The sequence below is a fragment of the Pseudomonas sp. efr-133-TYG-23 genome, from assembly GCF_030209215.1.
Taxonomy (GTDB): Bacteria; Pseudomonadota; Gammaproteobacteria; order Pseudomonadales; family Pseudomonadaceae; genus Aquipseudomonas; species Aquipseudomonas rhodesiae.
In genome coordinates this window covers 329287-354965 of sequence record NZ_JARVSL010000020.1, presented here as the reverse complement: position 1 = coordinate 354965, position 25679 = coordinate 329287, and the positions used below count along the sequence as shown (strand labels likewise).

32 protein-coding genes are annotated in these 25679 nt (G+C 57.5%); 5 read left to right on the top strand and 27 right to left on the bottom strand.

Going from position 1 to position 25679, the window contains the following annotated elements; translation table 11 throughout:
• From QRN41_RS15075 to QRN41_RS15060, 4 genes are read right to left on the bottom strand one after another with little or no spacing between them, the layout of a single operon-like run.
• Complete coding sequence (locus tag QRN41_RS15075; RefSeq protein WP_285421757.1) at window positions 1-3696, bottom strand: TipJ family phage tail tip protein; 3696 nt, start codon at window positions 3694-3696, stop codon at window positions 1-3.
• 52 nt (window positions 3697-3748) lie between these two features.
• Window positions 3749-4198: a hypothetical protein gene (locus QRN41_RS15070; protein WP_285421756.1), complete on the bottom strand. Its 450-nt coding sequence runs from the start codon at window positions 4196-4198 to the stop codon at window positions 3749-3751.
• A gap of 44 nt (window positions 4199-4242) precedes the next feature.
• Window positions 4243-4854 carry a tail assembly protein gene (locus tag QRN41_RS15065; RefSeq protein ID WP_173603505.1) on the bottom strand — a complete coding sequence of 204 codons (612 nt, stop codon included), beginning with the start codon at window positions 4852-4854 and terminating at the stop codon, window positions 4243-4245.
• Window positions 4855-4913: 59 nt separating this feature from the next.
• A complete protein-coding gene (locus QRN41_RS15060; protein WP_285421755.1) occupies window positions 4914-5264 on the bottom strand; it encodes a hypothetical protein in 351 nt (116 codons plus the stop codon).
• A 148-nt stretch (window positions 5265-5412) separates the two neighbouring features.
• Here QRN41_RS15060 and QRN41_RS15055 point away from each other — a divergent pair, with 148 nt between their 5' ends.
• The gene (locus QRN41_RS15055) at window positions 5413-5910 is read left to right on the top strand and encodes a hypothetical protein (RefSeq protein ID WP_173603503.1); all 498 of its coding nucleotides are present in this window, start codon (window positions 5413-5415) and stop codon (window positions 5908-5910) included.
• Window positions 5911-5927: 17 nt separating this feature from the next.
• Here the strand turns inward: QRN41_RS15055 and QRN41_RS15050 are convergent, their stop codons facing one another.
• Genes QRN41_RS15050 through QRN41_RS15020 form a run of 7 tightly spaced genes read right to left on the bottom strand, consistent with a single transcriptional unit; the run spans window position 5928 to window position 12488 of the window.
• Window positions 5928-6689, bottom strand: a complete 762-nt coding sequence (locus QRN41_RS15050; protein ID WP_285421754.1) for a C40 family peptidase — start codon at window positions 6687-6689, stop codon at window positions 5928-5930.
• A 2-nt stretch (window positions 6690-6691) separates the two neighbouring features.
• The gene (locus QRN41_RS15045; protein ID WP_285421753.1) at window positions 6692-7444 is read right to left on the bottom strand and encodes a phage minor tail protein L; all 753 of its coding nucleotides are present in this window, start codon (window positions 7442-7444) and stop codon (window positions 6692-6694) included.
• An 11-nt stretch (window positions 7445-7455) separates the two neighbouring features.
• On the bottom strand, window positions 7456-7794 hold the full coding sequence (locus QRN41_RS15040; RefSeq protein ID WP_060773103.1) for a phage tail protein: 339 nt from the start codon (window positions 7792-7794) through the stop codon (window positions 7456-7458).
• A complete protein-coding gene (locus QRN41_RS15035; RefSeq protein ID WP_285421752.1) occupies window positions 7794-11144 on the bottom strand; it encodes a phage tail tape measure protein in 3351 nt (1116 codons plus the stop codon). Before QRN41_RS15035 ends, QRN41_RS15040 begins: the two co-directional genes overlap by 1 nt.
• Window positions 11141-11419 (bottom strand): DUF1799 domain-containing protein, encoded by a 279-nt coding sequence (locus tag QRN41_RS15030; RefSeq protein WP_285421782.1) that lies wholly within the window; start codon window positions 11417-11419, stop codon window positions 11141-11143. The genes QRN41_RS15035 and QRN41_RS15030 overlap by 4 nt, the downstream gene beginning before the upstream one ends.
• Window positions 11420-11448: 29 nt before the next feature.
• Complete coding sequence (locus QRN41_RS15025; RefSeq protein WP_181079769.1) at window positions 11449-11829, bottom strand: phage tail assembly chaperone; 381 nt, start codon at window positions 11827-11829, stop codon at window positions 11449-11451.
• A gap of 11 nt (window positions 11830-11840) precedes the next feature.
• Window positions 11841-12488, bottom strand: coding sequence for a phage tail protein (locus QRN41_RS15020; RefSeq protein WP_285421751.1), 648 nt, complete (start codon window positions 12486-12488; stop codon window positions 11841-11843).
• A gap of 156 nt (window positions 12489-12644) precedes the next feature.
• Between QRN41_RS15020 and QRN41_RS26175 the strand changes: the two genes are divergently transcribed.
• Complete coding sequence (locus QRN41_RS26175) at window positions 12645-12995, top strand: nuclear transport factor 2 family protein (RefSeq protein WP_350310306.1); 351 nt, start codon at window positions 12645-12647, stop codon at window positions 12993-12995.
• Here QRN41_RS26175 and QRN41_RS15015 read toward each other — a convergent pair.
• From QRN41_RS15015 to QRN41_RS14950, 14 genes are all read right to left on the bottom strand, one after another.
• A complete protein-coding gene (locus tag QRN41_RS15015) occupies window positions 12992-13408 on the bottom strand; it encodes a phage tail terminator-like protein (protein WP_198712628.1) in 417 nt (138 codons plus the stop codon). The two genes, QRN41_RS26175 and QRN41_RS15015, sit on opposite strands and share 4 nt — an antisense overlap.
• Window positions 13405-14061: a hypothetical protein gene (locus QRN41_RS15010; protein WP_198712629.1), complete on the bottom strand. Its 657-nt coding sequence runs from the start codon at window positions 14059-14061 to the stop codon at window positions 13405-13407. The genes QRN41_RS15015 and QRN41_RS15010 overlap by 4 nt, the downstream gene beginning before the upstream one ends.
• 1 nt (window position 14062) lies before the next feature.
• A complete protein-coding gene (locus QRN41_RS15005) occupies window positions 14063-14455 on the bottom strand; it encodes a hypothetical protein (protein ID WP_285421750.1) in 393 nt (130 codons plus the stop codon).
• Window positions 14456-14457: 2 nt separating this feature from the next.
• Complete coding sequence (locus tag QRN41_RS15000; protein ID WP_285421749.1) at window positions 14458-14835, bottom strand: hypothetical protein; 378 nt, start codon at window positions 14833-14835, stop codon at window positions 14458-14460.
• 10 nt (window positions 14836-14845) lie between these two features.
• Window positions 14846-15151, bottom strand: a complete 306-nt coding sequence (locus tag QRN41_RS14995) for a HeH/LEM domain-containing protein (protein ID WP_034097526.1) — start codon at window positions 15149-15151, stop codon at window positions 14846-14848.
• A gap of 55 nt (window positions 15152-15206) precedes the next feature.
• Window positions 15207-16184, bottom strand: a complete 978-nt coding sequence (locus tag QRN41_RS14990) for a major capsid protein (RefSeq protein WP_285421748.1) — start codon at window positions 16182-16184, stop codon at window positions 15207-15209.
• Window positions 16185-16187: 3 nt separating this feature from the next.
• On the bottom strand, window positions 16188-16925 hold the full coding sequence (locus tag QRN41_RS14985) for a hypothetical protein (RefSeq protein WP_181079763.1): 738 nt from the start codon (window positions 16923-16925) through the stop codon (window positions 16188-16190).
• Window positions 16926-17013: 88 nt separating this feature from the next.
• Window positions 17014-17610: a hypothetical protein gene (locus QRN41_RS14980; RefSeq protein WP_285421747.1), complete on the bottom strand. Its 597-nt coding sequence runs from the start codon at window positions 17608-17610 to the stop codon at window positions 17014-17016.
• 3 nt (window positions 17611-17613) lie between these two features.
• Window positions 17614-18105 (bottom strand): DnaT-like ssDNA-binding protein, encoded by a 492-nt coding sequence (locus QRN41_RS14975; protein WP_181079761.1) that lies wholly within the window; start codon window positions 18103-18105, stop codon window positions 17614-17616.
• 8 nt (window positions 18106-18113) lie between these two features.
• Window positions 18114-19226, bottom strand: a complete 1113-nt coding sequence (locus tag QRN41_RS14970; RefSeq protein ID WP_502941898.1) for a minor capsid protein — start codon at window positions 19224-19226, stop codon at window positions 18114-18116.
• Window positions 19144-20517 (bottom strand): DUF4055 domain-containing protein, encoded by a 1374-nt coding sequence (locus QRN41_RS14965; protein WP_285421746.1) that lies wholly within the window; start codon window positions 20515-20517, stop codon window positions 19144-19146. Before QRN41_RS14965 ends, QRN41_RS14970 begins: the two co-directional genes overlap by 83 nt.
• Before the next feature lie 86 nt (window positions 20518-20603).
• A complete protein-coding gene (locus tag QRN41_RS14960) occupies window positions 20604-21923 on the bottom strand; it encodes a phage terminase large subunit family protein (RefSeq protein ID WP_285421745.1) in 1320 nt (439 codons plus the stop codon).
• On the bottom strand, window positions 21898-22374 hold the full coding sequence (locus tag QRN41_RS14955) for a DUF2280 domain-containing protein (protein WP_034097514.1): 477 nt from the start codon (window positions 22372-22374) through the stop codon (window positions 21898-21900). Before QRN41_RS14955 ends, QRN41_RS14960 begins: the two co-directional genes overlap by 26 nt.
• Window positions 22375-22406: 32 nt before the next feature.
• Window positions 22407-23021, bottom strand: coding sequence for a putative metallopeptidase (locus QRN41_RS14950; protein ID WP_285421744.1), 615 nt, complete (start codon window positions 23019-23021; stop codon window positions 22407-22409).
• Between the two features lie 75 nt (window positions 23022-23096).
• Here QRN41_RS14950 and QRN41_RS14945 point away from each other — a divergent pair, with 75 nt between their 5' ends.
• The gene (locus QRN41_RS14945; protein ID WP_285421743.1) at window positions 23097-23429 is read left to right on the top strand and encodes a hypothetical protein; all 333 of its coding nucleotides are present in this window, start codon (window positions 23097-23099) and stop codon (window positions 23427-23429) included.
• Window positions 23430-23545: 116 nt separating this feature from the next.
• Window positions 23546-23911, top strand: a complete 366-nt coding sequence (locus QRN41_RS14940; protein ID WP_285421742.1) for a hypothetical protein — start codon at window positions 23546-23548, stop codon at window positions 23909-23911.
• A gap of 9 nt (window positions 23912-23920) precedes the next feature.
• On the opposite strand, the gene QRN41_RS14935 is transcribed toward QRN41_RS14940, so the two are convergent.
• Together QRN41_RS14935 and QRN41_RS14930 are read right to left on the bottom strand one after the other, a co-directional pair.
• Window positions 23921-24265: a hypothetical protein gene (locus QRN41_RS14935; RefSeq protein WP_285421741.1), complete on the bottom strand. Its 345-nt coding sequence runs from the start codon at window positions 24263-24265 to the stop codon at window positions 23921-23923.
• A complete protein-coding gene (locus QRN41_RS14930) occupies window positions 24262-24597 on the bottom strand; it encodes an MFS transporter (protein WP_167418423.1) in 336 nt (111 codons plus the stop codon). Before QRN41_RS14930 ends, QRN41_RS14935 begins: the two co-directional genes overlap by 4 nt.
• Window positions 24598-24797: 200 nt before the next feature.
• Between QRN41_RS14930 and QRN41_RS14925 the strand changes: the two genes are divergently transcribed.
• On the top strand, window positions 24798-25559 hold the full coding sequence (locus tag QRN41_RS14925; RefSeq protein ID WP_010211439.1) for a hypothetical protein: 762 nt from the start codon (window positions 24798-24800) through the stop codon (window positions 25557-25559).
• The last annotated feature ends 120 nt before the right edge of the window (window positions 25560-25679 follow it).

The following is a 25679-nucleotide window of genomic DNA, read 5'->3' as shown; positions in this document are numbered from 1 at the left end:
TCAAAGACTCAAGTCAACACCAACGACACCGTTGGAATAAATGAATTTCAACCCATTATTATCAAGCAGCGAAGAGTTGCCATCTTTGCTACCACGTAGCGAGAATTTCCCCGATTTCATATCCAGCTCGATTAACGGATTCCCATTAGAGTCGACCGCTTCAGAACGCAGCGTCATTCCCAATATGATTTGTTGGATGAACGCTGCGCTGATTACAGCCTGATTCAGGACCACCTGATTCCCCTGAACAACAAACATTGGAATGAGCTGTCCGCTAACCTCGTCGACTACTGCAAAACGCTGCGCAAAAATCAGAAACTCCGACTGCTCGCCATCTGAGCCAAACGCGAAGCCGGAGGCGACCGTCTTTCCTCCAGCAGTGGTTTGGGCCTTAAACGTAACCATCGACGAAACCTTCCCGTCAGTGGTGGCCTGGGCCTTGCTAACCACCTGAATTGCCGCCGCGTTCTCGCCGGATGACGCTTGCACGGTTTCAATCTTCTGAGCCAATGCCTTATCAGCGTCTGCTAGCGCGGAGGTTTCCTGCTTGAAAGCTGCCTCGTTACTGCTGACCTTGGCCCCAATGGTGATAACTCGCTCTGCCAGAGCAGACGTAGCACTCGCTGCCGTTTTGGATACATCCAGAATGCTGGCTGTGTTTTCTTGGACCTTGGCTTCGACAATATCCGTACGCTGCGACTGAGCAAAATCCCGCTCAGCAATTGCGGACATCAGCGACCAGGCCCCGGCAGAGGCGGTGTCATCACCCGCACTGCCCTGCTCTGAGCCTGCAGAATCAGATTTCACCAGCGCATAGACGCCTTCCAGGCGTTCAGCAGTGGCCGTGACCTTACCGTCCACTTCCTCGATAGCGGACTTGTTCTGACTGATTTCCAGGGCCATCGCTGCATTCGTTTCGGCGATGGTGCCTAGGTTGAACCAGTAGTTGGCGTTAGGCGGAATGGTGTCGACTGGTACCGCCTTGGTCGCCTGGAATAGCTGCTGGCCCACCCGGACCATATCGCCCTTGGCGTAGGTCTTTGTTGGAACGTAATCCAGTGCATCCACCACTTCAGAGATCAGGTTCTCCAACTCCTGCTTGGCTTTCGCCAAACGGTCGTTGACCGAGCCCGGCCCATCACCAGTAATCAGATCGATTTCTTCTCGCAGGCTCTGGTAAAGCGCACCCTTGCCGATCTTCTCGGCGAAGTACTTGTCGTACTCCGTCTGATCAGAACTGGCCCTGCCATTCACGGCGCCTGGGATCGGCCAGAAAGGTCCGACGTTGCCGGTACGGTCCACCAGGCGAGCCCAGAAGTAGAAGCTCGCCCCCGCCAAGATATTCTGCATTTCGTGCTTGGCTTGCGGGTAGCTGAAGTCGCTTAGCTTCTCCGCAGTGGTTAGGTCCGGCGACGAGCTGTACCAGAGTTCCGTCCTCTGGGTGTCTTCGGCACCTGGTGGGAATCCCCACTGGATACCGATGCCATAAACTAGGCTGGTGGTGGTCAGGAACGACACCGCCGGCGGCAACCCGACCTTTCCTTCCAGATTGGTTAGGTTGGAGTTCTTCCAGATCGAGGAAATTTCGAAGGCGCTGACCGACCGCACGCGCGCCAGGTAGGCGCCCGAGTAGATGCCGGTGACGTCAACGCTCGTTGAGCCCGTGCGCTGCACCTTGATCCAGTTGCCGCTGTCCTTACGCCACTCCACGTCGTAAGCGACCGCGCCCGTGACGGCTGGCCACGAGATGTTCATGGTGCTGATCGCAATACCCTGATTTACGGCGTAGCTGGATGTGAGCGTGACGCTTGCCGGCGCCGGAACGACGGTGATCGGCACAACGCTGATTGGACGCTCTTCCAGCCGGGCACCGGTGTCGATGTGATCGAACTTGCTCGGGTCGTACTGCACAGCCGAGATTTCAAACACGCCAGCCTCAGGCCGAGCCACGCTGACCACGCGATAAAGCGGGATGGCCAGGTCATCAGCATCCAGCGCCCACACCAGTTCGCGCTCAGGCGGCACAGAGTAAGCCACGGTCACGGTGACCTGGCGCCCGCTGACCAGTTGCACGGTACGCCCCTCACATTTCCCGTCGGGCAGGTTGAGGATCAGCCGGTCACCGGGCTTGGCCTGGGTGTCTCGGTCCAGGGTGATGACCTTGCCGTTCACCGCCGAGATGCGCCCGCCCACCGGCCGACCCGCAAGCAATTCGTCCGCGATCGGGATCACGTAGCCAGGCAACGGAATACGCCCGTCCAACCCAACTTTGAAGGTTACCGCCCGGTCCTTGGCGTTCGTCAGCAAAGCCCACTTGCCACGGCGCTGGGCTTCTGACTCGCGAGTGCAGCCGGTGGCGCTGATCTCCAGCGGGTTATCGCCATAGCGCCGCTGCAGTTTCTGGTCGGTCACCGCTGTGACATCAGTGTCGAAGTTGTTCAGCGGGTTGTCGTAGCTGATCAGCGCCCGGGTGTAGCGGGTGCGCTCCGATGCGCTGGAATAGATGAATGGCTGACGACCTTCGGTGATGACGTTTGCGGCGGTATAAGCGAAGTCGTAATCGGTGGCACGCGGCATATCCGCAAGCGTGAACACCTGGCCCTGGGCCCAATAAGTCATGCCCCGGTAAATCGTCGAGATGTCGCGCAGCAGCGACCAAGCGTCAGCCTTGCTCTGAAGATTCAGGTTGCAGATGAAGCGCGGCTCCTGGCCACCCTTACCGTCCGGCACCAGTTGATCGCAATACTGCGAGATGCGGTACAGCTCCCACTTGTCCACCATCCAGGGCTTGATACGACGGCCCAGGCCGAAACGGTCGTTCGTGGTGATGCCGTAAGTGTGCCAAACGGGGTTGTCGGTCCAGGCTTCTTTGAACGTTCCGTCCCAAACGCCTGTGTAGGTGCGCGACCTAGTGTCATAGTTGCTCGGTACTTGCCATTTCCGGCCATCGCATTCGATCGTCACTGCAGGGATGCTGCGGAACTGCTCAGCTGAAAACTCGATGTAAAGCAGCGCGGTATTCGGGTACCGAATCTTCGCGTCGATTACCTCGGTGAAACCGGCAATCTGCATGGTGTCGGAGATTTTGTTGTTGTTCTGGTTTGCAGTCAGTCGAGTAATACGCATCAACCAACCGGACGTCGCCTTCGGAAGGTCAATGCGGCGGGTGCGCTCGTAGACACTGGTGGTCTTCCCATCCACGGCTTCGCTCAGCACCTGCTGATAGGCACCGCCATCAGTAGCCAGCTCAACCTTATATTCGATACGGTACCCATTGATATTGCCGCTGGCATCCACGGACTGCAGCGCGGGCCACGCGAAGCGCACACGAATGGCCGAAAGCTGAGTGTTGCTGATAGCCCGAACCCAGGGCGTACCACTGCGCAGCTCGGTACTGATCGTGGTCTCGTTCTCGATCGACGGAATGCCCTGGATATAGGTCTGATCCACTGCTCCGCTGCGCCATTCCCACTTCACGTTCGGGAAATTCATGTTCCCCTGCGGGTCTTGCAGCGGCGTATTGTCGAGAAAAATGTCCTTGGCAGTGGGCACACCATCAAACTCGCCCTCACCCAGGGCAATAAGCATTTTCGCAATGGCGACAGAGCGCAGGCTGTCAGCGGCCTCGGTGGGGGTTTTAGGCTTCTCGGAACCGCCCTTGGCGCCATAAACATCGATCTTGCGTGCTGCGCCCATGCTTTTCTCCAGACGTAAAAAAACCGCCCGAGGGCGGTTTTATTTGAAAGATTCAACCAGTTATTGTTATCTGTATATTTCGTGTCGCAACACCATACGCATCCGCCAGCTGAGAAATAACAGTCTTCATATCTATTGATTCTTTAAGGGGCTCCGGTCGTGCTAAAACGTTATCCCGCCCTGTAAAAAGATCTTCGAAATCTTGTTTGTTATATTCGTTAAGCCACTTAACCCCTGGCACTTGGACGGAACTTATGTAGCTCTTCTTAACAATTTCAGAAAATCGAAACCCTGCGAAGCTCGGCTCTTCAGCGCTAATTGTAATTTCATCGATTTTTGCAACTGCTCGAATCGAATTACCAACAACAAAAGCAACATACTTAAACTTAGATGGATGATGCTCTAGAAACCCCTCATCAAAATACTGGAAACAAAAACCTTCAAAAACTTTTGAAAGATTTTTTTCGTCATCAAGTTTAATTACCACACCTAACGTCGCCATAAAAACTCCATTTCTTAGCGCTATTCAGAGCGTCAGAATATAGACTACAACTGATCTTCGGCATAGATGGCCGCGCTAATAATTGCGCCCCCCCATCGCCGGCGGCCTGCGCAAAGCGAGACAGGATTGCCGGAGGCCGTGGTGTTCTTGGCGCTGCCGAACGCATAGCCGGGCGTGTTCTCCGGCGCGGCGCTGGTCTTGAGTCCGCCGGCCTGGGGGCTGAGCATCTGGATTACGCCGCCCAGCACCATCGATCCGCCCATCATGATCAGAGCGGACCCGAAGGGCGCACCGGCGCCGAACGTGCCGCCGGTGATGACAAGACCGACAACAATCAGTACAGCGCCGATGATGGTTTGCAGCGCTCCGCCGCGCTTACTACCGGTGATGATCGGGGCAATTCGAATATCGCCGCCGCCCGCAAACCCAAGCTCCTTTTCTGCCAGGTTCGTCTTTCCTCGGAATACGGCAAACTCAATCCCTCGTGATTTGGCGTTCGACAGGAAGCGTTCAAATCCGGGGATCTGCACACACAGCGCCTTTATCGCCTCTGCGGGCGAATTCACAGCCATGCGGAAAGACCGGCCAAACTGTCGAAGTTGACCGTAAAGCAGGATCGTGGTCATGGGCTGATAATTGATGGCTAGTGCTGCCATTGACTTTTCTCCGGACAATAAAAAAGCCCGCCGAAGCGAGCTGATGGAAGTGGTGCGGACTATAGGCAGCCTTGCAGCGCGGCCAATCGCTTATTGGCGATCCAGTTCCCGACTACCACGTAATACTTCGCTTCGGCTCCCGAGCCTTTAGGCTGGATGTCAACGAAATACTGCGACCCTTCGGTGAATACCGTGTATCCGGTGTCGCGGCCAGGCTGAAGGGTTGCGCCAGGCGTGCCGCCGAAGATCGACTGGTTCTGCCATTCGTACTGGACGCATTTAGCCAGCGCGGCGTCCGTTTTTTTGGAAGCGAGAACCTTGTACGGGCCAGACTGGCGAGCCTCGTTCATGGTTGGTGCCATACACCCCGCCAGCACCACTACCGCTACCGCAGCTATCAAAATCCGCATGTCGTTCCCTCTTTGGTTTGGCGGGACTGTAGCACTCAGCCCCAGAAAGAAAAATCCACTCGCAACGGAATGGATTCGAACACGTGCACTAAATATAGCCATTAGCTATCATGCGCTCCTTTTTCACTCCATGGATGCAGAGTAAATAATGAGCAATTCGAATTGGGTAGCAATCGTGTCTGTAGTCGCAACCTCTTTGGCTACTGGATATTCAACATACTCGAACAACAAATCCAATACGGATTTGGAAAATACAAAACAAGAGCACTTACTTTCTGTGGAGAAGCTGAAACAGGATAATTTGATCGCATTAGAGCGTGTAAAATCCGATCAGGAAAAGGATATTTTCTTAAGAACTAGAACTCTCGAAGTTCGCACTCAATATTGCAATGAAGCGAAATCGCTATACAAGGAACTCGGTGATGCTGTAATTACCTCAAAAGACAGGAATATCGAGATTCAGGCCAATGCATCTAGATTAACATCAAAGCTCAAAATCCAAGCGCTTGCATACCTTGATGATGGTATTTACGACAACTATATAAAGCAATCAAAAAACTCAGATGGTTCCGAAAACAGCGCGATTGTGGCTGCCCTTGCAACGCAAGTTAGACGATGCGCAGCTATGAAGCCAAGTGACGCGTAAAGATATTCATCCTCGAATCATGACTCTATCTTATTTCGGTGCCTAAGGATCAATCGTGTACGGTCATGCCAAGGCCCGCCGTAGACGATGATCTCGGACGGCCTGCCGTATAGGTGATGCAGCAGGAACGGGCCCGGGCCGAATGCGCCCGACTCTTCGTTAGGTAGTGCCGGATCAGTGCCCAGGTAAATCCCGGCATGGTTCGGGTGAACGGTGCGGCCAACCTGCATGACGATCATGTCGCCGCGTTGCGGTCGGTCGACGCGTACAAATCCGGCCGCCTCGTAGTTCTGCTCGTACAGGCTCGCGTTCTCCGCGCTCTCCCACCAGCCATCGGTGCGCTGGAAGGCTTCGAATTCCAGGCCCCACTCGCGGGCATACCAATCAGCGCAAACCTGCCAGCAGTCCCAGGCGCCGTGCACGAACGGGCGCTTGAGCAGCGGCGTGCTGCCCGTTGGCGTGATCGTGCGCATGTCGCCTTCGGGCCACGACAAAATGTGCCAGGGCAACGCCGTGGCCTCGCACATGGCCAAGTCATGCGGTGACGGCCTGCTGGTGGCGTCCGGATGCGAGTGAACGATGCCGATCACTTCGCCCAAGTCTTCCGCCGCGGCGTAGTCCTCGGGATCGAGCCTGAACTCTTCGTTCGGATCCGTGGCGATGTTCCGGCACGGGAAATACTTCTGCGCTCTGCCGACGGCCAGCAGCAGGCCGCAGCACTCGCGCGGATATTCCGCCGCCGCGTGCGCCTGGATGGACGCAATGATGTGCTTGCGCATGGTCAGCTCCGGGCTATGAGGGAAACGGCAGGAAATCCACCGAAGGACAGTTCGTTGTTCTCGCCGAAGCGCAATTTGCACGACGACAGACAGCCTTTGCACTGATCCTTGGCCGGGTCATCCGTGGGGTTGTCCTCGTCGTCGAACATGGCCACGCCGGTATAGCCGCAGTCCGGCCCCCGGTAACCATTGGTCATGGCCCAGTGGCAGAACGTGGTCATCTGCCGCCCGGGCAGGCCGTGGTTATCGATCTCGCCCGGGGAGGACAGCTCCCAGACGACGGCCTCGCCGTCCTCACTGGTTTTCTGGTCGATGTACCAGATCTCCAGCGCCTCCTGCGTCGGGTCGGCGGTTGGGTTGCCCTCAGGGAAGTTGGCTGCGTCCAGGTACTGGGCCAGGGTCTCGCGGACTGTGAGCTTGAACTTGAGCATGTCCTCGAAGGCCAGGCACAGCGCGGTGACGCGCCCGTTGACGTTGCCTGCGGCGAACGTCGGCCGAGAGGCAGTTCCGTCGCTGCTCGAGGAAATACCCTCAATCTGCACTGGCCAGGCCGCGTACTCTTCGCCCTGCCACCAGATCGACTTCGCTGGCAATTCATCTTCGGAGTGTTCGTAGAGAAGTAGTTCCTCGGGGGTGTGCGGGATGGCGTGACCGTGGAAGCGCAGGGAATCGGCGCCGTACTCGGTCCCGTCAATTTCGAACAGGCGAATCTCGCCGCCGGGCTCCAGTTTCTGGATGTCCGTGATCAGTGTCATGGGCAGTTATCTCAGGGATGAAAGGTTTGCTGGAAAGTCGCAGTGATGGCGTAGACCTGGCCGCCACGGTGCACTGGCTTGTAGCCGTTGCACTTGTAGAGACCAAGCTCACCCAGGGGCGGCTCCCAGAGGAAGCCCTTCGAGCCTTTGTGTCGGTCGATGAAGTCCATGATTTCCTTAATGCGCGGCTTCAGGCCGGTAAATGTTACCGGCCAGGATTGCGACCGGTTGTTGAGACCATCCTCGACCGACTGCTCGTAGCCATCTCCGAACTTCTTGGAGCGGACGCGCTGGGCAATATCGCCCTCCGCGCCCTTCTCCGTCGCCCATCTGAATCGTTCAATAGCCATCAGCGCCCCTTAATTGCTTTGTTGATGACGCCGCCCTGGCGCATGTCCCTGCTCCGCAGCTCCTGATACTTCTGCTCTACGAACGTCGCCAGCTCCTTGCCGAAGAGGTCATAGCCAGGTGCATCAGCCGAGGAGGTAGCTTTGCCATCGCCATCGATATGCACTTCGACATTGATCTGCGTTCCGCCAGTCCCGCCGCCGCCCATGGCCATAACCCCGAGCTTGCCGCTCGACGTCCGGGTCAGCGGCATGATTGCTTCCTCCCCTGCCTCACCCATGACGCCGGTTTTGCCATTGGCCATCCCGAAAGCCGTGGGCTTGCTGACGATGGAGTTCGTGAACGCACCGCCATCGGCGAACATCTGCACACCGCCCGACCACGCGCCGCCCTTGGCTTGCGGGAAGTAGGTGCTGGAGTAGCCGGCCGAAGAGGCACCGAGGTTTGACGACGTGGCACCGGCAGACCCGGCGGCCATGCCATTGCCGCCGCCGGCCGCGCTGCCACCGAAGTAACTCGCCGCCGCGCCAACCAGACTGCCCAGCAGTGCCGAACTTGCCTGCCGTGTCGCAATGCGCGCCATGTCCGCCAGGATCGATTTGGCGAAGTCCGAGAACGACGCCTTACCGGTCATGGCAAAGTTGACGATGGAATCCTCCATGGAACTGAAGGCGTTGCCGAACAGGCTTTTGGTTTGCCCGGCGATGTTGCGCGCCGAATCCAGGTAGTTATCCCAGGCTGCCGTTGCGCCCTTCGTCCAATCGCCCTCGGCGTTCTCCACATCCGCATAGTTCTGCCGGATCTGGTCCGTCGCGGCCTTGTTCGCGTCTGCGAGCGCCTGCGACTTCCGTTTAAACTCTTCCTCCGACATGTTGCGCGACTGATCAGACTTCTGATTGGCGAGCTCCAGCGACTGCTGAGCAAACCGGTCCTGCTGGCTGTTCAGTTCGCCGCTGAGTGCGTTCTGTCGATCGCCCTGCCCAACGCCGAGCACTGCGCGCTGGCCTGCCAGTTCCAAAGCCCGCTGTTGCTGCCCCAGCGCCTGCACGTACGTGCTGATCGCCCGCTGCTGCTTTGCCAGGCGCCCGGTTTCGTTGGTGGCGAGCACTTCAAGCTGGCTGTTGGCATCCTTCTGCGCTTTAACCAATCCGGCGCGCGCGTCGGCGATCTTCTGGTCCAGCTGGATGCTTTGCGCAGCCGACGTGGACTTCTTGCCCTTGGCGGCCTCAAGCGCCGCAATCTCTGCTTCGTAGGCTGCCGTTGTCTGGTCGAGCTGATTCCCGATCAACGCCTGGCGCCGCAGCAGATAGTCTTCCTCAGACAGTAGGCCAGCCTTCTGGGCCGCCTCCAGTTCCTTCTGGTAGTTTTTGTAGGTGTCGGTGATCGCCGCCAAGTCGTTCTTGGCGTTGTTGAAGCTGGTCAGATCAACTTGGGTGGCGGCGTTTTTCGGGTCCTTGTTTTTATCCTCAATGCCTTTCAAAAGAATGTCGTACGCACCACCGGAAAACTTTTTGCCGTCGTAGCTCACACCGTCAAGCAGTGGCGACTTTTGCCCTGCCTTTTCTGCATTCTCGTAAAGCGCTTTGAACTGGTTGTTCAGCTTCTCCAGTCCCGCTTTGCGCTTATTCAGAGGGTTGACGTTGTCTAGTTGCGCATCCAGCGCTTTCTGAGCCTCGATTGCCTTCTGGTTAGCGTCGGCGTTCTCACCGGTGACAATTGCCAGGTTAGAGCTGGCAGTCTGTCTGGCCTTCAGCTCGGCAAGTTTTTTCTCAAGCGCCTCAGTTGAGTCGTCATGCTCACCGGTGCCCAGACCAAGAGCCGAGTTCAAGGAACTGAGACCGTTAGAGATGGCGCCAGCAATTCCGCCGCTCTTGCGGGTATCAAGAACACGCTGGGTGATCTCGATCTGCTTGGCCAGGTCAGGGAATATCTCCGACCGGACTTCTGCGTACGCGCCCTTGATGGCGTTCTTGATCCTGTCCCAGTCGCGCTCCACGTCGGATAACGATTCGCGATAAGTCTTCAGGCGCGTCAACGCGGCCTGGTTCAAATCTTCGCTGAGCACATCCAAGGCACGCTGGCTGTCGCCATGGTCATCCAGCCCCTTGATCACCTGGTACTGCTCGAGGGTGATCAATCCGTACTGACTGCTGATTTTGCTGGCGGCTTCAGTTGCTGTATCGCCAGCGGTGGCAAAGGACTTGGCGAGTTCGCCCGCCCCCTGACCGGTAACTTCGCTGACTGCCGCTGCAGCTTCAGCCAAATTGCGCATCTGGGTGCCGCTGGTGGCCGCGCCAGACGCAAGCGAAACAACGGCCTCTCGCGCACCGAACAGGTTACCGGTAACACGCCCAACGCCGTCGGCCATATCCTTCAGGCTGGCAATAGCTTGCCCCGCGCCATTCGTGCCGCCGTTGATCGCAGCATTGAACTCTCGCGCCTGCTTCATCGCATCGAAGTAGGCATAGCCAACCGAGCCGAGTACAGCGACCAGCAAGCCGGCCGGAATCAGCATCCCTGCCAGGCTTTTCGCCGATTCACCGGCGCCAGCCCCCAGCTGAGCGATCGCACGCGCCCCACTGCCCAGATCGCCTGCCTGGATGGCGTTAGCCAACTGCATGACGTTTTCTTGAGCTTGACGGGTACCGAGCTTCAGCTTGTCGAAAGCGCTAGCGGCTTCAGTAAGCCCCGACCGGTCCTTCCCGATCTTAGCCAGAGCCTCGTTGTAGCGCTCCGCATCGATCTGACCAGCTTTATGCAGGTTATTGAGCGCATTCTCCTGAGCCTCAAGCTTCGCCAACTTGGCGGTTACCGGGTCAATCCCGTTGACGGTACGCTTCAGCGCCTCAATCTGACGATTTTCCGCTTCGATCAGCTTCTGCTTCTGCGCCAGCTCTTTGGCTTCTGCCTTTTCAATCTTGTCGTAGGCCTTTCCCAGCTGATCCTGATATTTCGCCTGCTCTTCGATGGTGACCAAGCCGCCCTTGCGGGCGCGCTCCAGCAAACCCTCGGCTTGAACCAGCGACTCCATGCTCGAAATATTGCCCGTCATAGCCTTGTCTAGCTGGCTGATGACGGAGATTTCCGCGACTGCGCTGTCAGCTGCCTTGCGACTGGCTCCAGCTTGCCGACCCCTCGCTGCCGTTGATTTATCGATGCTTTGCGCAACATCCGCTTCGGCCTGGGAAACCTTTTTACCGGTGTCGGCCAGGCCTTCGCCCGTTGTGCCCAGATCATCAATGGCCTTCTGGGCGCCTTCAGCGGAATCGACTAGCTTATCAAGATCATCAGCAGCCTTTGCGGCCTGTGACGACTCGACAGCAATACCCAGGGAAGCGAAGTTGGTGCTCATTTGTTTTCTCTCTGTTCCACCATCACCTGCAGGGCTTCAGCCTCCATACGGCGAAAGTCGCTGAAAATGGTTTGTCGCTGGCTGATCGGTACGCCACACATCCGAATAACCCCGGAGAGAACGCTGTAGTCCATGCCTGTCACGCCGCACGCGCCTGTGCGCCACTGTGTGCTCATTGCCTCAAAGACCTTGAAGGCGTCCCAGTTGTCGGGCCAGATGCCGATCTCTGTGGAGTAGTCGGCCGCAGTGAAGCCGAAGGCATCCGTGTCCTCCAGCGTCGGCTCATAGAGCGCGCGTGCAGCGCTTAGGAGTTTCCCAGGCGGGCTTCGTTGAAGGCTTCGGCGTAGGCATTCAGCACGGCCTTGGGGGCCGAGTTAATGGAGTTGACGAGGATGCGTACGTTTTCAGGCGTGAACTTTTCCTCGATATCCCAGCCGACGACGACATCAAGCAATTGGTCGGCCTGCAGATCGATCTGAGCAGCCGTGAATGCCTTGAGGTCCATGTCTCCTAACTGCTTGCTCAGCTCGTCGTGCCGCTCGTTCCAGCCGGTGTACAGCTCGGCGAGCGCGGTGCGATCCAGGTACTTGAACTCGAACTCCACCTTCTCGGCGCTATAACCGGCACGCTGGATCATCACCGCCGCCTTGAAGGTCGGCTTCTGGATCAACTTGAACTTAGCCATGAGCCCTTCCCTTACGACGCGTAGCGAATGAATTTGGCGACGACTGCAAACACTGCGGTGACGGTCATGATGTTGTTCTTGTTGAGGGACGGCACGTTGTCGAACGAGGCGTAGGCGTTGTAAACGATGCAGCCGCCAGCGGCGAGGTTCACCTTCACGGCGCGAGGCTTCTTGTCGTCATCTGCCTCAATCAGCACGTCGTTGTGAGGCAAATCGGGATCGTCAGCCAGAGTGAGCGTGAACGCGATCGCCGACTTGGTCGTCGGGATCTGATGCTCGTCATCCTCTTCAAGAAAGGAGTAGGTTGCGTTCTGCTGATCACCGCCGGACTTCGCGGATTCCGTCACCTGGCTGACGGGCACCCAGTCCGTGATCTTGCGCACAGAGCCAGCGCCGCCGCCCGCAACATAGCGCGCTACGTTGAGAGTGTTTGCCTTTTCAAGAACAAACGCGTCGGCGGTAGCAGTTTTCACGCGCAGCACGCGATTGTTCAGTCGGGCCCAGCCAGACGTCACCTCGACAAAATCGCCAGCCTTGAGGCCGTGAGCCGCCGCCGATACCGAGGCTTCAAGAGCATTGGAGATCGCAGTGACGACGATCGGATTGCCGTAGGCGGATGCGACGACAACGGTAGAGCCATTCGGCAGAAAGACGGCCATGGGTATTTCCTCTTTTCAGAAATGACAAAACCCGCACAGAGGCGGGTTATTGGGTTTGCCCTATGGGCGGTGGAAGTGCTAATCAGGTAAATCTGGAATGGAGCAAAGGGGAAAAACAAGGTGACAGAGGTCTCGCTACTCAACCTGCTTCAAGACATGGAGATCAGCTTGCATCAAGCAAGTGTCCGAAATGACCCTGAGCAACTCAATCGTCTATTGCACAAAGACTTCCATGAAATTGGTAGTTCAGGGGCCTTCTATTCAAAAGCTGATACCGTTGAAAGCTTGCCGCTTCAAAGGTCTCGCGTTGATATCTTGGCGCGAAATTTCAAACTGACCGTGATATCTAAGGACGCTTGTCTACTGGTATACGAAGCCTCCCAATCCAGCCGCGACGGAGCACCAAGGCAATACGCGCGGAGAACTTCAATCTGGAAGCTTGAGGCTGGAGTCTGGCAAATGCTATTCCATCAAGGGACGCCTACTCGCCCGTTTGATCCTGACTAAACGATGTCTGCTCGGTATTCGAACGACACAGGTACGGTGAACGTGGGTGGATCGGTTATACCAGGGCCAGGGTCTACCGATGACATCGTGACGACGGTGACGCCCGCCTTCGTGTCTCTCGCGTACAGTGGAAACAGTGCGCTCAGCTCACCCACAAGCGGGTTCGTTTTTGTCTTCCCGGTATTAGCCGGAGCCACAATGCTGACCTGGTAGACGCCGATGAAAGCGCGGTGATCTCCGGCAAGCGTGCTACTTGCGGTATCGCCTGGGAGCGCAAATGCCCGTAGGTAGGTCTCGCCGTCCGCAGGGTCATACTGGATATTCTCAAACACGACCTTGATCGGCTCTGCCCGCGCCTTGCTCCAGGCAAGTAACTTGGCCTCGTAGATCGACGCGATAATGGCGTGGCTCATACCTGGTTGTTCCTTGTGGCTTCGTCGACGATCTGCTGGAAGCGGGCCAGAGTGATCCGGACCATGCCGCCGGGTGCCTGGGTTGAATGCCCATACTCCAGCGGGATGCCATACGGCAGGTTGTTGACGATGTAGGCCGTTTCGCCAGCCGTCAGTGCCTGGACCTGCAGTCGCAGCTTAGCCAGCGTCACGCCACCAGCCGGATCGACCTGATCAAGCGTGCCCTCCGCCGGCGTGCCGATGGAAAACTGCCAGTTCCCCCGAAACCGGCCGCCAACGTAGTCCTTGCCTGCCACCAAACCGTTCACGTTGAAGTTCTGGTCGCGCTCGGTCTTGGTCAGGGGCTTGGCGTATTTGACCCCGCGCCGCAGCTTGCCGGCCTTCGTGAAGTTTGATTCGTTGAGGTTGATGTTCGTGTTGCGCACCGCGACATTGAAGTCGTAGTCATCGGCCGCCCGGGTGTTGCTCTGTCGATGAGCGACGTTCGCCGCCCAGATCTCTGGATTGCCCACCGGCGACATTCGGATAACGCTGCTGCCGATCTCGATAACGATCTCTCGGATGGTTGCATCGATACCAGCCTGGGCTCGCTCAGCGAAGTCTCGAATGTTCTCGGCAAAGCTGCCGTTCATGCTCGCGTACTTGTTCGCCATGTCACTTCCTCAGCTGGGCCGTCCACGTTGCATCAGCCGGATCGGCGGACACGTTCATCACCCGCAGGTCGTTGATGATGTCACCAATGGCTGGGGTAGCCGGTACCGTCGTTGGCACACCGGCCTCCGACACGAACAGTTCGTTTTGCAGCACCAGCAGCTTCTTGTCGGTAGTCTGGATGAGGGAACCGTCGATTTCCTTGGACAGGTAGCTGCCCAGAACACCGCGCCCCGTGTAAGTGACGGTGCTGTCTGGCGTTTCGCCGCCCAGGTCAGGGTCATACTCGCTCGCGATCTTGCGCACGCCCGTCACGGGTTTAACCGCGTCGGCCAATCCATCAGGATCGTCGAACGACTCGGCCAATTCGGCCTGGATCTCTTCACGCATGCCCATGATCAGATCCTTTTCAGCATCATCACGCTGGAGCGCTTGATCCACGGTTCCAGCAGCACCATGGCGAAGTTGACGCCGGCTGACTGATCGGTGGAGCCTGCCACGTAGGTCTTGCTCACAGACGTGCCGGACTGCGCGGATAGGGTCTTGCTCTGCACTTCCTTTTGCGTGGCCGTGAACAGCTTGCCCGCCGCTGCCTCTTTGGCAACCTGGGCGCCGGCTGTTTTGATCTCGGCCGGAACCGGATCAGGAACAGCCCGCTTAATCTTGGCTGTGAGCCAGGCGTTTGCCATAGTCACAGCAAGGACCGGATCACCGGTGCCGGACCAGTCAGGACCGAGCTGGGCGTCAACATCGGCAATGGTGATGAAGTCGGTCATGTGCTTGTCCTTATTCCGCTGGCACCAGGGCCTGCAGGTCTTCTTTCTTGGCGGACGGGTCGAAGGCAATGCCCTTCTCGGTCAGCCATTCTTTCAGCTCGGGGACCTTCATTTTCAGAGGATCGGTTTCTTTGATCTCTGAATCTTTGCCGTCGGACACCTTGATGCCGGCCGCTTGGTAGGCGTCGAAGATGTCCGGGGCATCGCCATCAACCACCACCTCGGTAGCGGAACCGATGACACCGAAGAATTCGCTCAGCAGGCGGTAGCACACGCCGCGCTCTTTGCCCGGCTTGTCCGTGTAGATTACTTTCATGAGTCACCTCAAAAGCATCCCGGCGCCATAAGGGCGCCAGGCTGTGTGGGCCGGATTACGGCGTGGTGGTACCGCTGATCACAGCGGCGAACGGGACCTGCTTGCGGCTGAATACACGCTCCCAGTTGCCCGCGGAGGCATACTGAGTCGCGTTTGGGCTGAGGTTCTGAGCTTCGGAACCCTTCCAGCTGAAGCCGGCAGGCTGGAGGATGTAAGTCTTCCGCTCCCACAGCACTTCGGCACCGCCGCCGTTCCCTCCGCCGGGCTTACGCTCGAGCTCTACCGGCACTTTCGGCGTGCCTTCGCCGTAGCCGAAAGCGCCCTGGCCGAAGAACACGGACAAGTACTTGCCCGCGCCGTACACCAGGGCGTCGTCCATGAACACCGGCTTGCCGAGGTAGGTGGCCAGGATGATCTTGCCGTCCGAGTCACGCAGGTACTCGATAAGGTCCTGCTTGACCATCTGGTTCATCACCACTGAGTGAACGCCGATCGCGCCGAACTGGTCAGCGGCATCGCCGGCGGTGAACGCGGCATCCTGGAAGGCGTTCGCACTGATGGTCGCGCCCGCGTCGATGACCATGTCACCGCCGTTGTTCGCGATATTCGAGGCGATGATGCCGCGCGCAGCGCCCAAGGTGTAACGCTGCCATTGGCGGGTCCAATAGGTGCCGAAGCGGTTGCGGATCTGCTGCTGAGGCTCGCTGTTCGCAAGTTCAGCGGTCAGGTCAGTAACACCGTAGCCTTTGTTGAGGTACAGAACCCGGGCACGCATGCTGTCCTGGGTGACCTTTCCGACTTCGCCCTGGTCATTCGGGTCGTCATTGCTGATGTTCGGCGCTTCATCGGCGTTGAGATCCTGCCAGTAGCTGATCTCAGCGGTGCCCTGGCTGCCGGAAGCAATCGCGTCCAGCACAGGAGAGCGAGTCACGATGCCCGACTCGTATACAGCGGTCTTTTCCGGGCTGTTAACCGGCGCCAGGGAGGTGTAGTAGTCGCCGACGAAGATGTCGGTCAATTGGGTAGTTGGCATGGATTAGGTTCCTTTGGTGGCCTGGATTTTCTTGAAGAGATCGGGATTGTCACGGGCGATCGCAGCGCGTTCGGTTTCCGTGTACTCGCCCCACTTTTTCGTGGCCTTGCCACCGTTGTCGCCGGTCTGCCCGGCGCCCTGAGCCCTTGGCCACAGGTGTGTTGCTGTTTCACGCAGGGATTCCGCCCATTCGAGCGGTGACAGCGGGGTTTTCCCGTCCTTCCCGTAAACGACCTCGCCATCACGGTCGGTGGCAATTGCCTCACCGTCTTCACTGAGTTTGAAAGTGCCCCGGGCGCGCAAGATGATGTCCTCGGCGGCCTCTGGGAGCGCGCCGGCTTTGATGGCAGCGGCGCGGATTGAATCAGCCAGCACCTTGTCGCTGTACTTAGCTGCGAATTGCTCAGCCTTGTCGGCACGGGCTTTCTCGGCGGCCAGCTTGGTGTCGTAGTCGGTGCGCAAGCGCTCTGTGCGGCGGGTGATGACCTCGTCCAGCTTGCCCTCGGCGATCAGCTTGGTCTCTTCATCCTGACCAACCTTATTAAGCAGGCCTTTCACTGATGCAATGTCCAGGCCTTCGAACTGGGACTTGAAGCCGTCCAGCTCGGTCTTGGTGGTCCGGAGCGAGCCAAGCAGCTCGGTGTTTTTGTTCTTGAGTCCCATTGTGGCTGCATCCACTGCGGCGGCAATGGCGGTTTTTACTGCCGGGTCTTCAAGATCAATCTGGTTTTCGTCTGCCACTTGGTGCACCCCTTGGGTTTGGTCGGCCCGCTTTGCAGGCATAAAAAAACCCCGGCATGGCCGAGGTTGGTATGAATCTGTTTTTGGTTCAGTCGCTCAAGGTGAGCATATTCTTGTCTATGGAGGCCTTGAACTCATGCAACGTAGTGCTAACGACAAATTTCAATCCTGAAGCTTTTCCACGGCAGTATTGTTCAACGTATCTATTGATCTGCCGGTCAAACCCTGGCGTCAAATGCAGGGAAATACTATCGCCATAGGTCATCGCCGCTGGCAGCGGGTGACTCCCCAGCCAAAATTGGTGGATATGTAGGTAACTTCTCGCATGGGGCGACTGTACCGAAACGCCTGTCACCTTCACCGGACGCTTTCCATCTGATGTGATCCCGAGAGCAATGAACCAACCCTCTTCTCCAGTATTGGTGATGGCCGACCGAACAGAAACCCGGAGATTTTCAACATCCTCTCTGCGTTGTTTATCAGCCAGCCAAAGAGTGGTGAGAACTGCTGCCAGTGCGCCAATGCCGGCAACCCATCCGCCAAGCATTGATAGGACAGGCACGGTCTCTGTAATGAACTTGTCGTGGTTGTTGCTGAGGCCAAAAGAGAGCCCGAGCAAAAAAACGAAGCCAATAACGGTGATGAATACTACGAGCAGAAATGCCCACCGCAGCAATTTGAACATCGGCTATTCCTTAGCGACTAAATGCAATCCTCGCATTATCAGGTAATCGGCGAACTGTGTCCTGCTCGGTGCGTACGGCGGCGGTCGCATGCGAAAGCCAGGCGTATCGCGATTGAGTCGAGTGCGACGACCATTGGACTCAATGCAATGCGTCGGCTCTTCGATCTGGAAGCCCTGTTCTGCTGCATACAGCTCGACCGCCAGCCGTACTTGGCCCCACTCAACCTCAAAGGGCACGAACGTCTCGGACAGCGTCTGATATTCGATTTTGCAATCACGCCGTGGCCAGGCCATAACCTGGTCGGGATTGGCCTTTCGCCCTTTCCACTGGCGACCATTGATGTCGGCCGCAGCGCGCAGCAGCAGTTCGACCTGTTTAGCCTCTGCTTCAGGTATCCGGAACCCGTAGTAGTCGCGGTAGAAGGTCAGCTTCTCCAGCGGCACGAAGCTATTGGCGTCTGGCCTGCCCTTCCCATCCTCAACGATGATCTGCATGTGCTATCTCAACCTGATGGAGCGCCGAGTGTAACGCCTGCTCGGGTAAACATGTCGGGCTCGACTTCTTTCAGTTGGGCGAGGGTCAGCGGTTTGAAGGACTTGTCGAGCTGCAGCTTGGCGAATTTCTCCGGCGTCAGCCCTCCATCGCGGAACAACTTGCCCCGGACCGGCCCGAGCGCATGATCCTGGAAGCTCGCCGGTTGTGTTGCTAGCCACTCGTAATAATTCAGACCTGCGTCGACCTGGGCCCCGCCGTTATCGCCCACCGAGGCGCGCGTGGCGTCCTTCGCGAACATCTCCGAAAGCCTGGTGGTCGGCACGGTAGTTGATCGGCAGTTGATGTGCGCCGGTGGCAGCGGACCTTTGCCCAGGTCGAAGCGCATCCCATCCAGGCCCTTGCACTGCTGCGAGGTCTTGCGATCGAGCGTCGACACCCAGCGATAGCCCAGCACCACGTCGCTGTTGGCCTTCAGCGTCTCCATTCGTGCCGTCGTGGCCACATGCTGGATTGCCGTCTGCACCACGGCGGCAGCATTGCGGTTGCTCATCGCCAAGACGCCGTCAGTGAAGTTCTGCGCTGCCGTACCGCGAATCGCCTGGATGATCTGGGCGTTGGTCTGGCCCTGGCCGAAGCCGAGCCGGATCGTGTTGGTGACGCGCATCGTCTCGGTCCGCGTCCAGCCGCTGACGAAGCTCTTCAGCAGCTTGCCGCTGTCGATGCCCTTCACCTGTAGCGGGTAGGAGAACACCGCAGCGCGGATCACCGTGTTGGTCGGCACCACAGCGTCGATAGAGAGCGCATTGCTCAGGCTTTTGGCCTCAAAGCTCGACTCATACAGCGCGATATCGACCAGATCGGCCTGCACCAGGTCGCGGTAGGCCTTGTAGATCTCCAGCAGCTTGCCGTCCACACGGGCCAGGAACTGCTCAAGGCGGTCCCGGCTGTAAGTGGTCAGTTCCTTGCGGGTGAGTTGATCCCGCACCAGCTTATCGATCTGGCGTAGGTACTTCTCGAACTTCTTGACCTCGCCGGCCTTAAGCCGCTCCAGCATTACCGAGTGGCGCGTCGTCTGCTCCAGCAGTTGGCTGTCCGCCTGCACCAGGTTTGTCGTTGGCATCGTCTTTGTCCAAGTTGATGCCGGCCGACTCGCGCTCATCGCTGATCAGTTCGGCTTCGTCTTCGTATGGGCGCTCCGGCAGCTTGCCGGTGGTGAGGTACTGCCAGTAGGTGTCGGCGCTGATCGTGCCGGCCATCACGCCCTTGAGCAGTTCGGCGAGCACTTGGGCGTCGACCACCGGGGTCACGAACTCAGGATTTACCTTGAACTTGACCTGCTTGGGGTCGTAGCCCTTCCACTCGGCTGCGTACCGCAAGCCTTGCTCCACCGCCTCGGCCACCGTGATGACGATGCTGTGCAACGTGGCGTGCTGGTCGTTCTGACGCGTTTTGCGCGCCTCGCCCGACTCAGTGCCGGCCACGTCCATGACCTTGGCGCCTGCCTCAAGCGCGGCGTTCTTCTGGTCATCCATCGCTTTGCGGTTGGCTTCAATGCCGGTGCCCTTGAACTCCAGATATTCAGCCTTGCCGCTTGGGCCAAGGTCCCATGCTGCCGAAGGACCAGTCACACTCAGCTCTACAGCCTCATCCAGACCGGAAACCCACGGTTGCGGGTGACTGGTCTGATGCAGAGAGCTGAAGTAGTCAGCGCTGATCTGGTAGGACTTCAATGCGGACCGCGCCATGGTCAGCAGCGGCACCTCATCAACATCCGGGGAGTTGTCGGTCGAACCGCAGTAGATCACGGGCAGGTATGGCAGGCCTTTGACCAAGCGGTTGTCAGTTCCGGTGGTGCCCAGCGGCTTTTCGTCCTCGACCAGCTCGCCGCCTTCATTTCGCACCGAGGTGTAGCAAACATCGCCCAGCATGAAGAACTCCCGGAAAACCGTGTCGCAATCGTGGCTGTAGCGATCGCCGCCCTTCTTGCGAAACTCGCGGAACACCGAAAGGACCAGATCCTGCCGTCCGCCCTGATCAGCAGTGTCCCAATTTATGGCGTTGCGGGTGGCGTACGTCGAGAAGTATGGCTCGCCGCTCTCGTCGATGTTCACCACCAGCGGTACCCGGCCGTGGGAAATGGCCTGGCGCACCATCCGGAAGAACAACTGCTTCAGGCCGAAGCCGTCGGCTGTGGCGTTGTCCTCCAGCCCTTTCAGGCCAGACGGTAGTTCGATCTCAGGAATCAGCCGAGACACCAGCCCCATCATCGAACGCAACGAGTCGCGCACCCAATGCTCGTACTGAGCCCGGCTGGTGTAGTTCTCGTAGAGGTACTTGTTGCCCGCGGCGTCGATCTTCTCGGCCTCAACCATACCGCTCGGCTTGGGCAGGTTGCGCTCGTTACGCTTCACGGCGCACTCACCCTCGAGCGCGTCGTCCATCATCTCCCACTCCGCGATGTGCGCGTCGTAGTCGGGGTTTGTCGATTGCACTGGCATCAGGCCAAGCCTCCAATTCGGCGTGTTCCGCCTGTGCGTGTTTTGATCGGGTAGCGCTTGGCAATGAAGTAGCCAGGGGCGTCCACGAGGTGGTCGTATCCGGCCTTCTTGTCGGGCTCACCCTTATCCGTGTAGATCTGCCGCTCCAGGCACTGCGTATATTTCGGGCATTGGTCAACGTTGACCAGGTAGCGGTGCTCGCCATACGTGTTGGCGAACATTGCGCACATGGCGTTGACCCTGTCTTTAACCGCGGGGTTGGTCGAATCCACCACTACGGTGAAACCAGCCTTCCTGAGCAGTGATAGATCAGACTCGCTCGCGCTCTTGCTGCTTGTGTTCTGGCCGCTGGCGTCTGGGTAGATCGCAATGCTGTGATCAGGGAAGCGAAGCTTGATCTTCTCGATCATCTCCGGTGTGTCACGCACCTCGGAGAACTCGCTGAGGGCCAATGGCAAATCGTCACGAATGACATGCACCACGGCGGCCATCTTCATGACGTTGAAGTCCATGCCGATGTGCAGCGTCTCGCCGCACTTGATCGTCTCGCTGGTTCGGTTCGCCTCACGATTGAACGTGTAGTAGACGACGCCCTGGTAGTTCTCGAAGCTGGCCTCGTATTCTTGCCGGAAGGTCCGAGGGTCCATCTTGCGGCGGGCAGCTTCCAGCTCTTCAGCCGGAACGTTGCCACCGTCGAGCGAGGTGTAGAGCCAACTCTTGTGATCGGGCTCATGGCCTGGCCGGCCATCAAGGAACGTGTCGTAGCAATGGTTGAAGCCCTTCGGCGTGCCGATGCGCAGCGCGTGACCACCTTTTCGCATGCCGATGCCCGGTATCGAGTATTGGCAGGTCGAGAGCATCGGCCGAAGGACTTCTTCCCATGCTTCCCACGGGCAGTCCGCCCATTCATCCACCAAGACGAAGAACAGACCGGAGCCGCGCAAGTTGTCGTAATTGTCGAGCCCTACCACACGCATGACGTGGCCAGACTTGAGTGTGATCGAGCATTCAGTTTCGTTCGGGCGGTGTGCACGCCACGCTTCAGGGATCGCCTGCTTCAGCCGGCGCCAGAACACGCGCTTGGCCTGCTTGAACGTAGGCGCGCCGTACCAGATCTCGTCCTCGACGCTCACGCCCCACTCAGCAGCCAGGCGAGCTGCGCGGCGCATCTCAGCTTTGCCCAAGAACGTCTTGCCGAACCGTCGACCACATACAGCATCGCGGAAACGCGCCTGAGGCTGGAAGCCCCAGCAGTAAATGTTCGCCTGTTTCGGCGTCAGCTTTACCGGCGGGTCATAGGTACGGGGTAGCGGGGACATTCTCATCAGGCTCCAGGGTGTACTCAGCAACGGCGTGCTGCTGGTCAGCGTGGGAGCCCAAAGGCTTTTCAGGTTCAAGGCGGCGATTCACGTAGGCATCGCCCACTTCTTTGGCGGCCTGCTCATATAACTGAGCAGTCAGCGCCAGATTGCGCATGCTCTCAGCCTTCTCGGCCAGCCGCCCAAGACCGCGAAGTCGGTACGCGCGATTGGCAATGGGGATATCGGTTGTCTCTTCACGGAATCGCTTGCGAGCAGCGTGGAACAGGTCCACCCAGGTCTTGCCGAGCTTCTGCCCGGCAAACTTTGTCGGGTCGTGCGTTTCGCATTGCTGTCGGGTGATCTCAATCCCGAATTCTGTCTTGACCGCTGCTACCACCTGGGACGGCGTATCGAAGCAGGCCAGAGCCTGAACGATGAAGGCTTTGACCTCGCTTCGTAGTACTGCCATATGGTTGTCATCCGTCAATACCTGTCATGGAATCAGGCCGACTTGAGCAGACAGGTTCCGCAGGCCCTCGCAATGTTCAATTTCCCCACCTCAGCAGGACTGTTTGCAGCATCCACCAACGCTTGAACGTCAGGGCTAGCACCATAGCGGCGGACAACCCCGACGAACTCTTCGACGTCGTGGCCCTGCAGCTTGATCTTCGGTGCACCGTCTTGGGTGAATGCTGGTTGACCGTACTTGTCGGTCGCGTGAGCCAGGTGATACAGCTCGTGTTCGATCAAGGCGCAGAACTCAAGGTCGCTGCACTGGGCGCAGTAGTCAGCGGCCAGCGTGATGATGAAAGCCGGCACATCGCCGAACCAGTCACGCATCTGCTGCTCCATCCGGGCTTTCTGCCAACCGCCGGCGCGGAACGCTACCTGCTCGGCTTGGCCCAGGACAGTGCGGCCCTGCTTCTCGAAGCTCGACGACGCCCACATGATCCGGATGTCAGCATCCAGCAGATGGGCATGGTCTTCGTTGTGAATGCTGCCGGTGTCGGCAAGGATCTCGGCTTGGAGCCATTCCCATACCTCGGGAGCTGGGGTAATGCGAACACCAAAGTCGGACAATTCAAGCAGCGATAGTGGCGGCATTGGTCGAATCATATCGTGACCTTCTCTTGCCGCCTTTCAAGCTTGCGGGTATTCATGAACAGTTTTCTTATTTAACAAAGAGAGATCATGGATACGTTATTTACCGTCTTCGCGGTCGGCGTAATGCCAATAATGGCAATCGTGCTTGCAGTCCTAGCATATCGACACAACATGAAAAAATGGCGATCACGGATTGACGCAGAGCTGCAGACAGCTTTGGAGAAGCTGGGAGTTAGCGCTTACACATTGATTGTGGACAAGCTGACTTCGCCTAGCACTGACAGAACAGCTGACGTCTACCGTATCCTGCACGATGATCAGGACCATTATTTCCTGTTCATGAAAATCGGAGAGCAACCCGCGGTGCTCAAACCTCTAAGCAAGGAGCGAGCCTTACTGGCGGCACGTATGAATGGATAAGTAGGTTGACTGAGCAGGTAACTTTAATCCGCGCCAAGATTTGGCGCATTCGAAAACGTGGCGCGGATGAGCCAGGTATACTCCGCCAAATTTGATTTTTTCGAGACTTCAAACCCATGCACGGACGCCTGTATCTCATCGCTTTACTTATCGCTGGCCCAGCAATGGCTGTGGAGCCCTCTCGCTACAGCTACGACGAAGCCCCAACTGACGGCTACATGTATGCCGTTAGGTATCAGCAAGCCAAACTGGCTTGTGAATCGCTGCCTGATGACCTTGAGGCGGACTATGCGAAAGCCATGCGCCTTACCAAAGAAGCGAATACCGAATTTGAGCAATCTTACGCCAAAGGTTTAACGGCAAATCTCAGGTGGCGCAAACCCGCAACGCCCGAAGATCAGCAGTTGGAGTGTGATCAAAGTCAGCATGCTTTGCGTGTGACGGTAAGCCTCGCCCGTCAGTGGTTTCCAGGGGGATGGTAGGCCCTCGCATTACTTGGCTCTGCGCTCGACACCGCCAGGTGCCTTGTTACAGTTCAGGCAGTGCTCGCAGTTCAGCGTCCGGCACAGCCAGACCATCACCCGCTGCCAGTACGTGACCATGAAGATATGCCGTGCACCGGCCAGGGCCAGGGCGACATGCAACGTCAGGCCGGCAGTGGTCGGGCCGAAGAAGATGTTCTGGCTGCGTACCATCACAACGAAACCGGTGATGGCGATCGTCGAGTAGATCAGCTTCCCGAGAATGCCGTCCCTCACCTTCCCGCTCAGTACGCACCAGGCCGCCCACAGCGCGATAAGGCCGCAGGCGATGGAGTTGATCAGTTCAAGATTCATGGGTTGCCTCCCCCGAACCGCTGGCGGATAAGCGCCCAGAGGTCAGCGGCTTTGATGGCTCGGTTTATTGCTGCCAGGAGGGAACCGCCGAACGTGCCCAGCAAGAAACCAATGCCGGCGACGATCTTGGGCTCAGTGACATTCAGGTACGCGCTTACCATGCTCGTCAGGTACAGCGAGCAGGCAACCCCGGTGATCAAGAACACCATCCAAGCGCGCCAGTCGGACAAATCGTCCTTGTGCCACCAGCTCGCAACGACAGCCCCAATCAGGCCCGCAATCAGCAATTCGAACCTGTCGATCTTGTCGAGCAGGCGCTGTAGATACTCCATGCGCTCGACTCCGTGGGGCATGATGGAAATAGGTCAGCCCCGGCGGCACTCCCTGCTCAGTGCGAAGGGTGTGGCGGGGCCGAAAACAGAAAAACGTTGATTGATTTCGAGGCCCTGAATATGAAAACGTTAGCCCGCCAACCGGCATACTGCGTTGTGGCATTGGCTCGATCCAGGCAGGTAATTACGAGGATGACGCTATGACGAAAAGAAACATCAAACTTCTATCATTAACCTTATTGGTTTGCGTCGCGACAATCGCAAACGCGGAGTCGCCAGATGCCTCACCCGAGGCCGAAACGCTGTATTTCAAGGCACTCCCTTACCTTGATAAAATTGACGAAATTGATAACGAAATTTTCAATATTCGGGATCAATTACCCAATGAGGAAAAGTTTCCCGAAAAGAAAAAAGAAGAACTCATAAATAAACTACGCACTCTAGTGGCGGAGGCCGTCCCCCTACTCAAGCGCTCAGCCGCTGATGGAAATCCAGCCGCACAATACCGGCTCGCTCGGCTCGCTATAGGCATTGAACCCAGAGAGCAAGCTGTAGGTCAGGTCTGCTCTTTATTGAAATCTAGCCTGACACAAGGGTTCGCCCCAGCAGGTATGCAGATGATCAGCTACTGCTTCGACGATGTAAAAACAGCCGAGTTTCGATCTTTGATTGACGCCTTACCTGAAAATACAACTTCGCAAAGCAAGTACTATCCGCAGCCAATGCTTATGCCTAGCTGCGATAGGGATAGTGATTCCAGGAGAAAAAATGCAATTGCATCTCTCAATGAAAAAGCTATTCGAGCCGAGCTTTACATGAGTCTATCAACTCAAATTTCAGGTCAGAACCTTAAGCAGGAAAAGATCCGCTATCTTCAAAAAGCAGCTAACTATGGATGCAGACGCGCTATAGAGCGCCTAAAACTGATAGATGACGTTCGGGACGTCAATGTTGTTCCGTAGGGCTGCATTACCGGCTTATCAATGTCCGGGACTTCCCGAGGGCTGTCCTGGCCACAAGTGAAACTCAGGCAAAAAAAAACCCGGCGCGATGGCCAGGTTCTTTTTTGTAAGCCCTACACA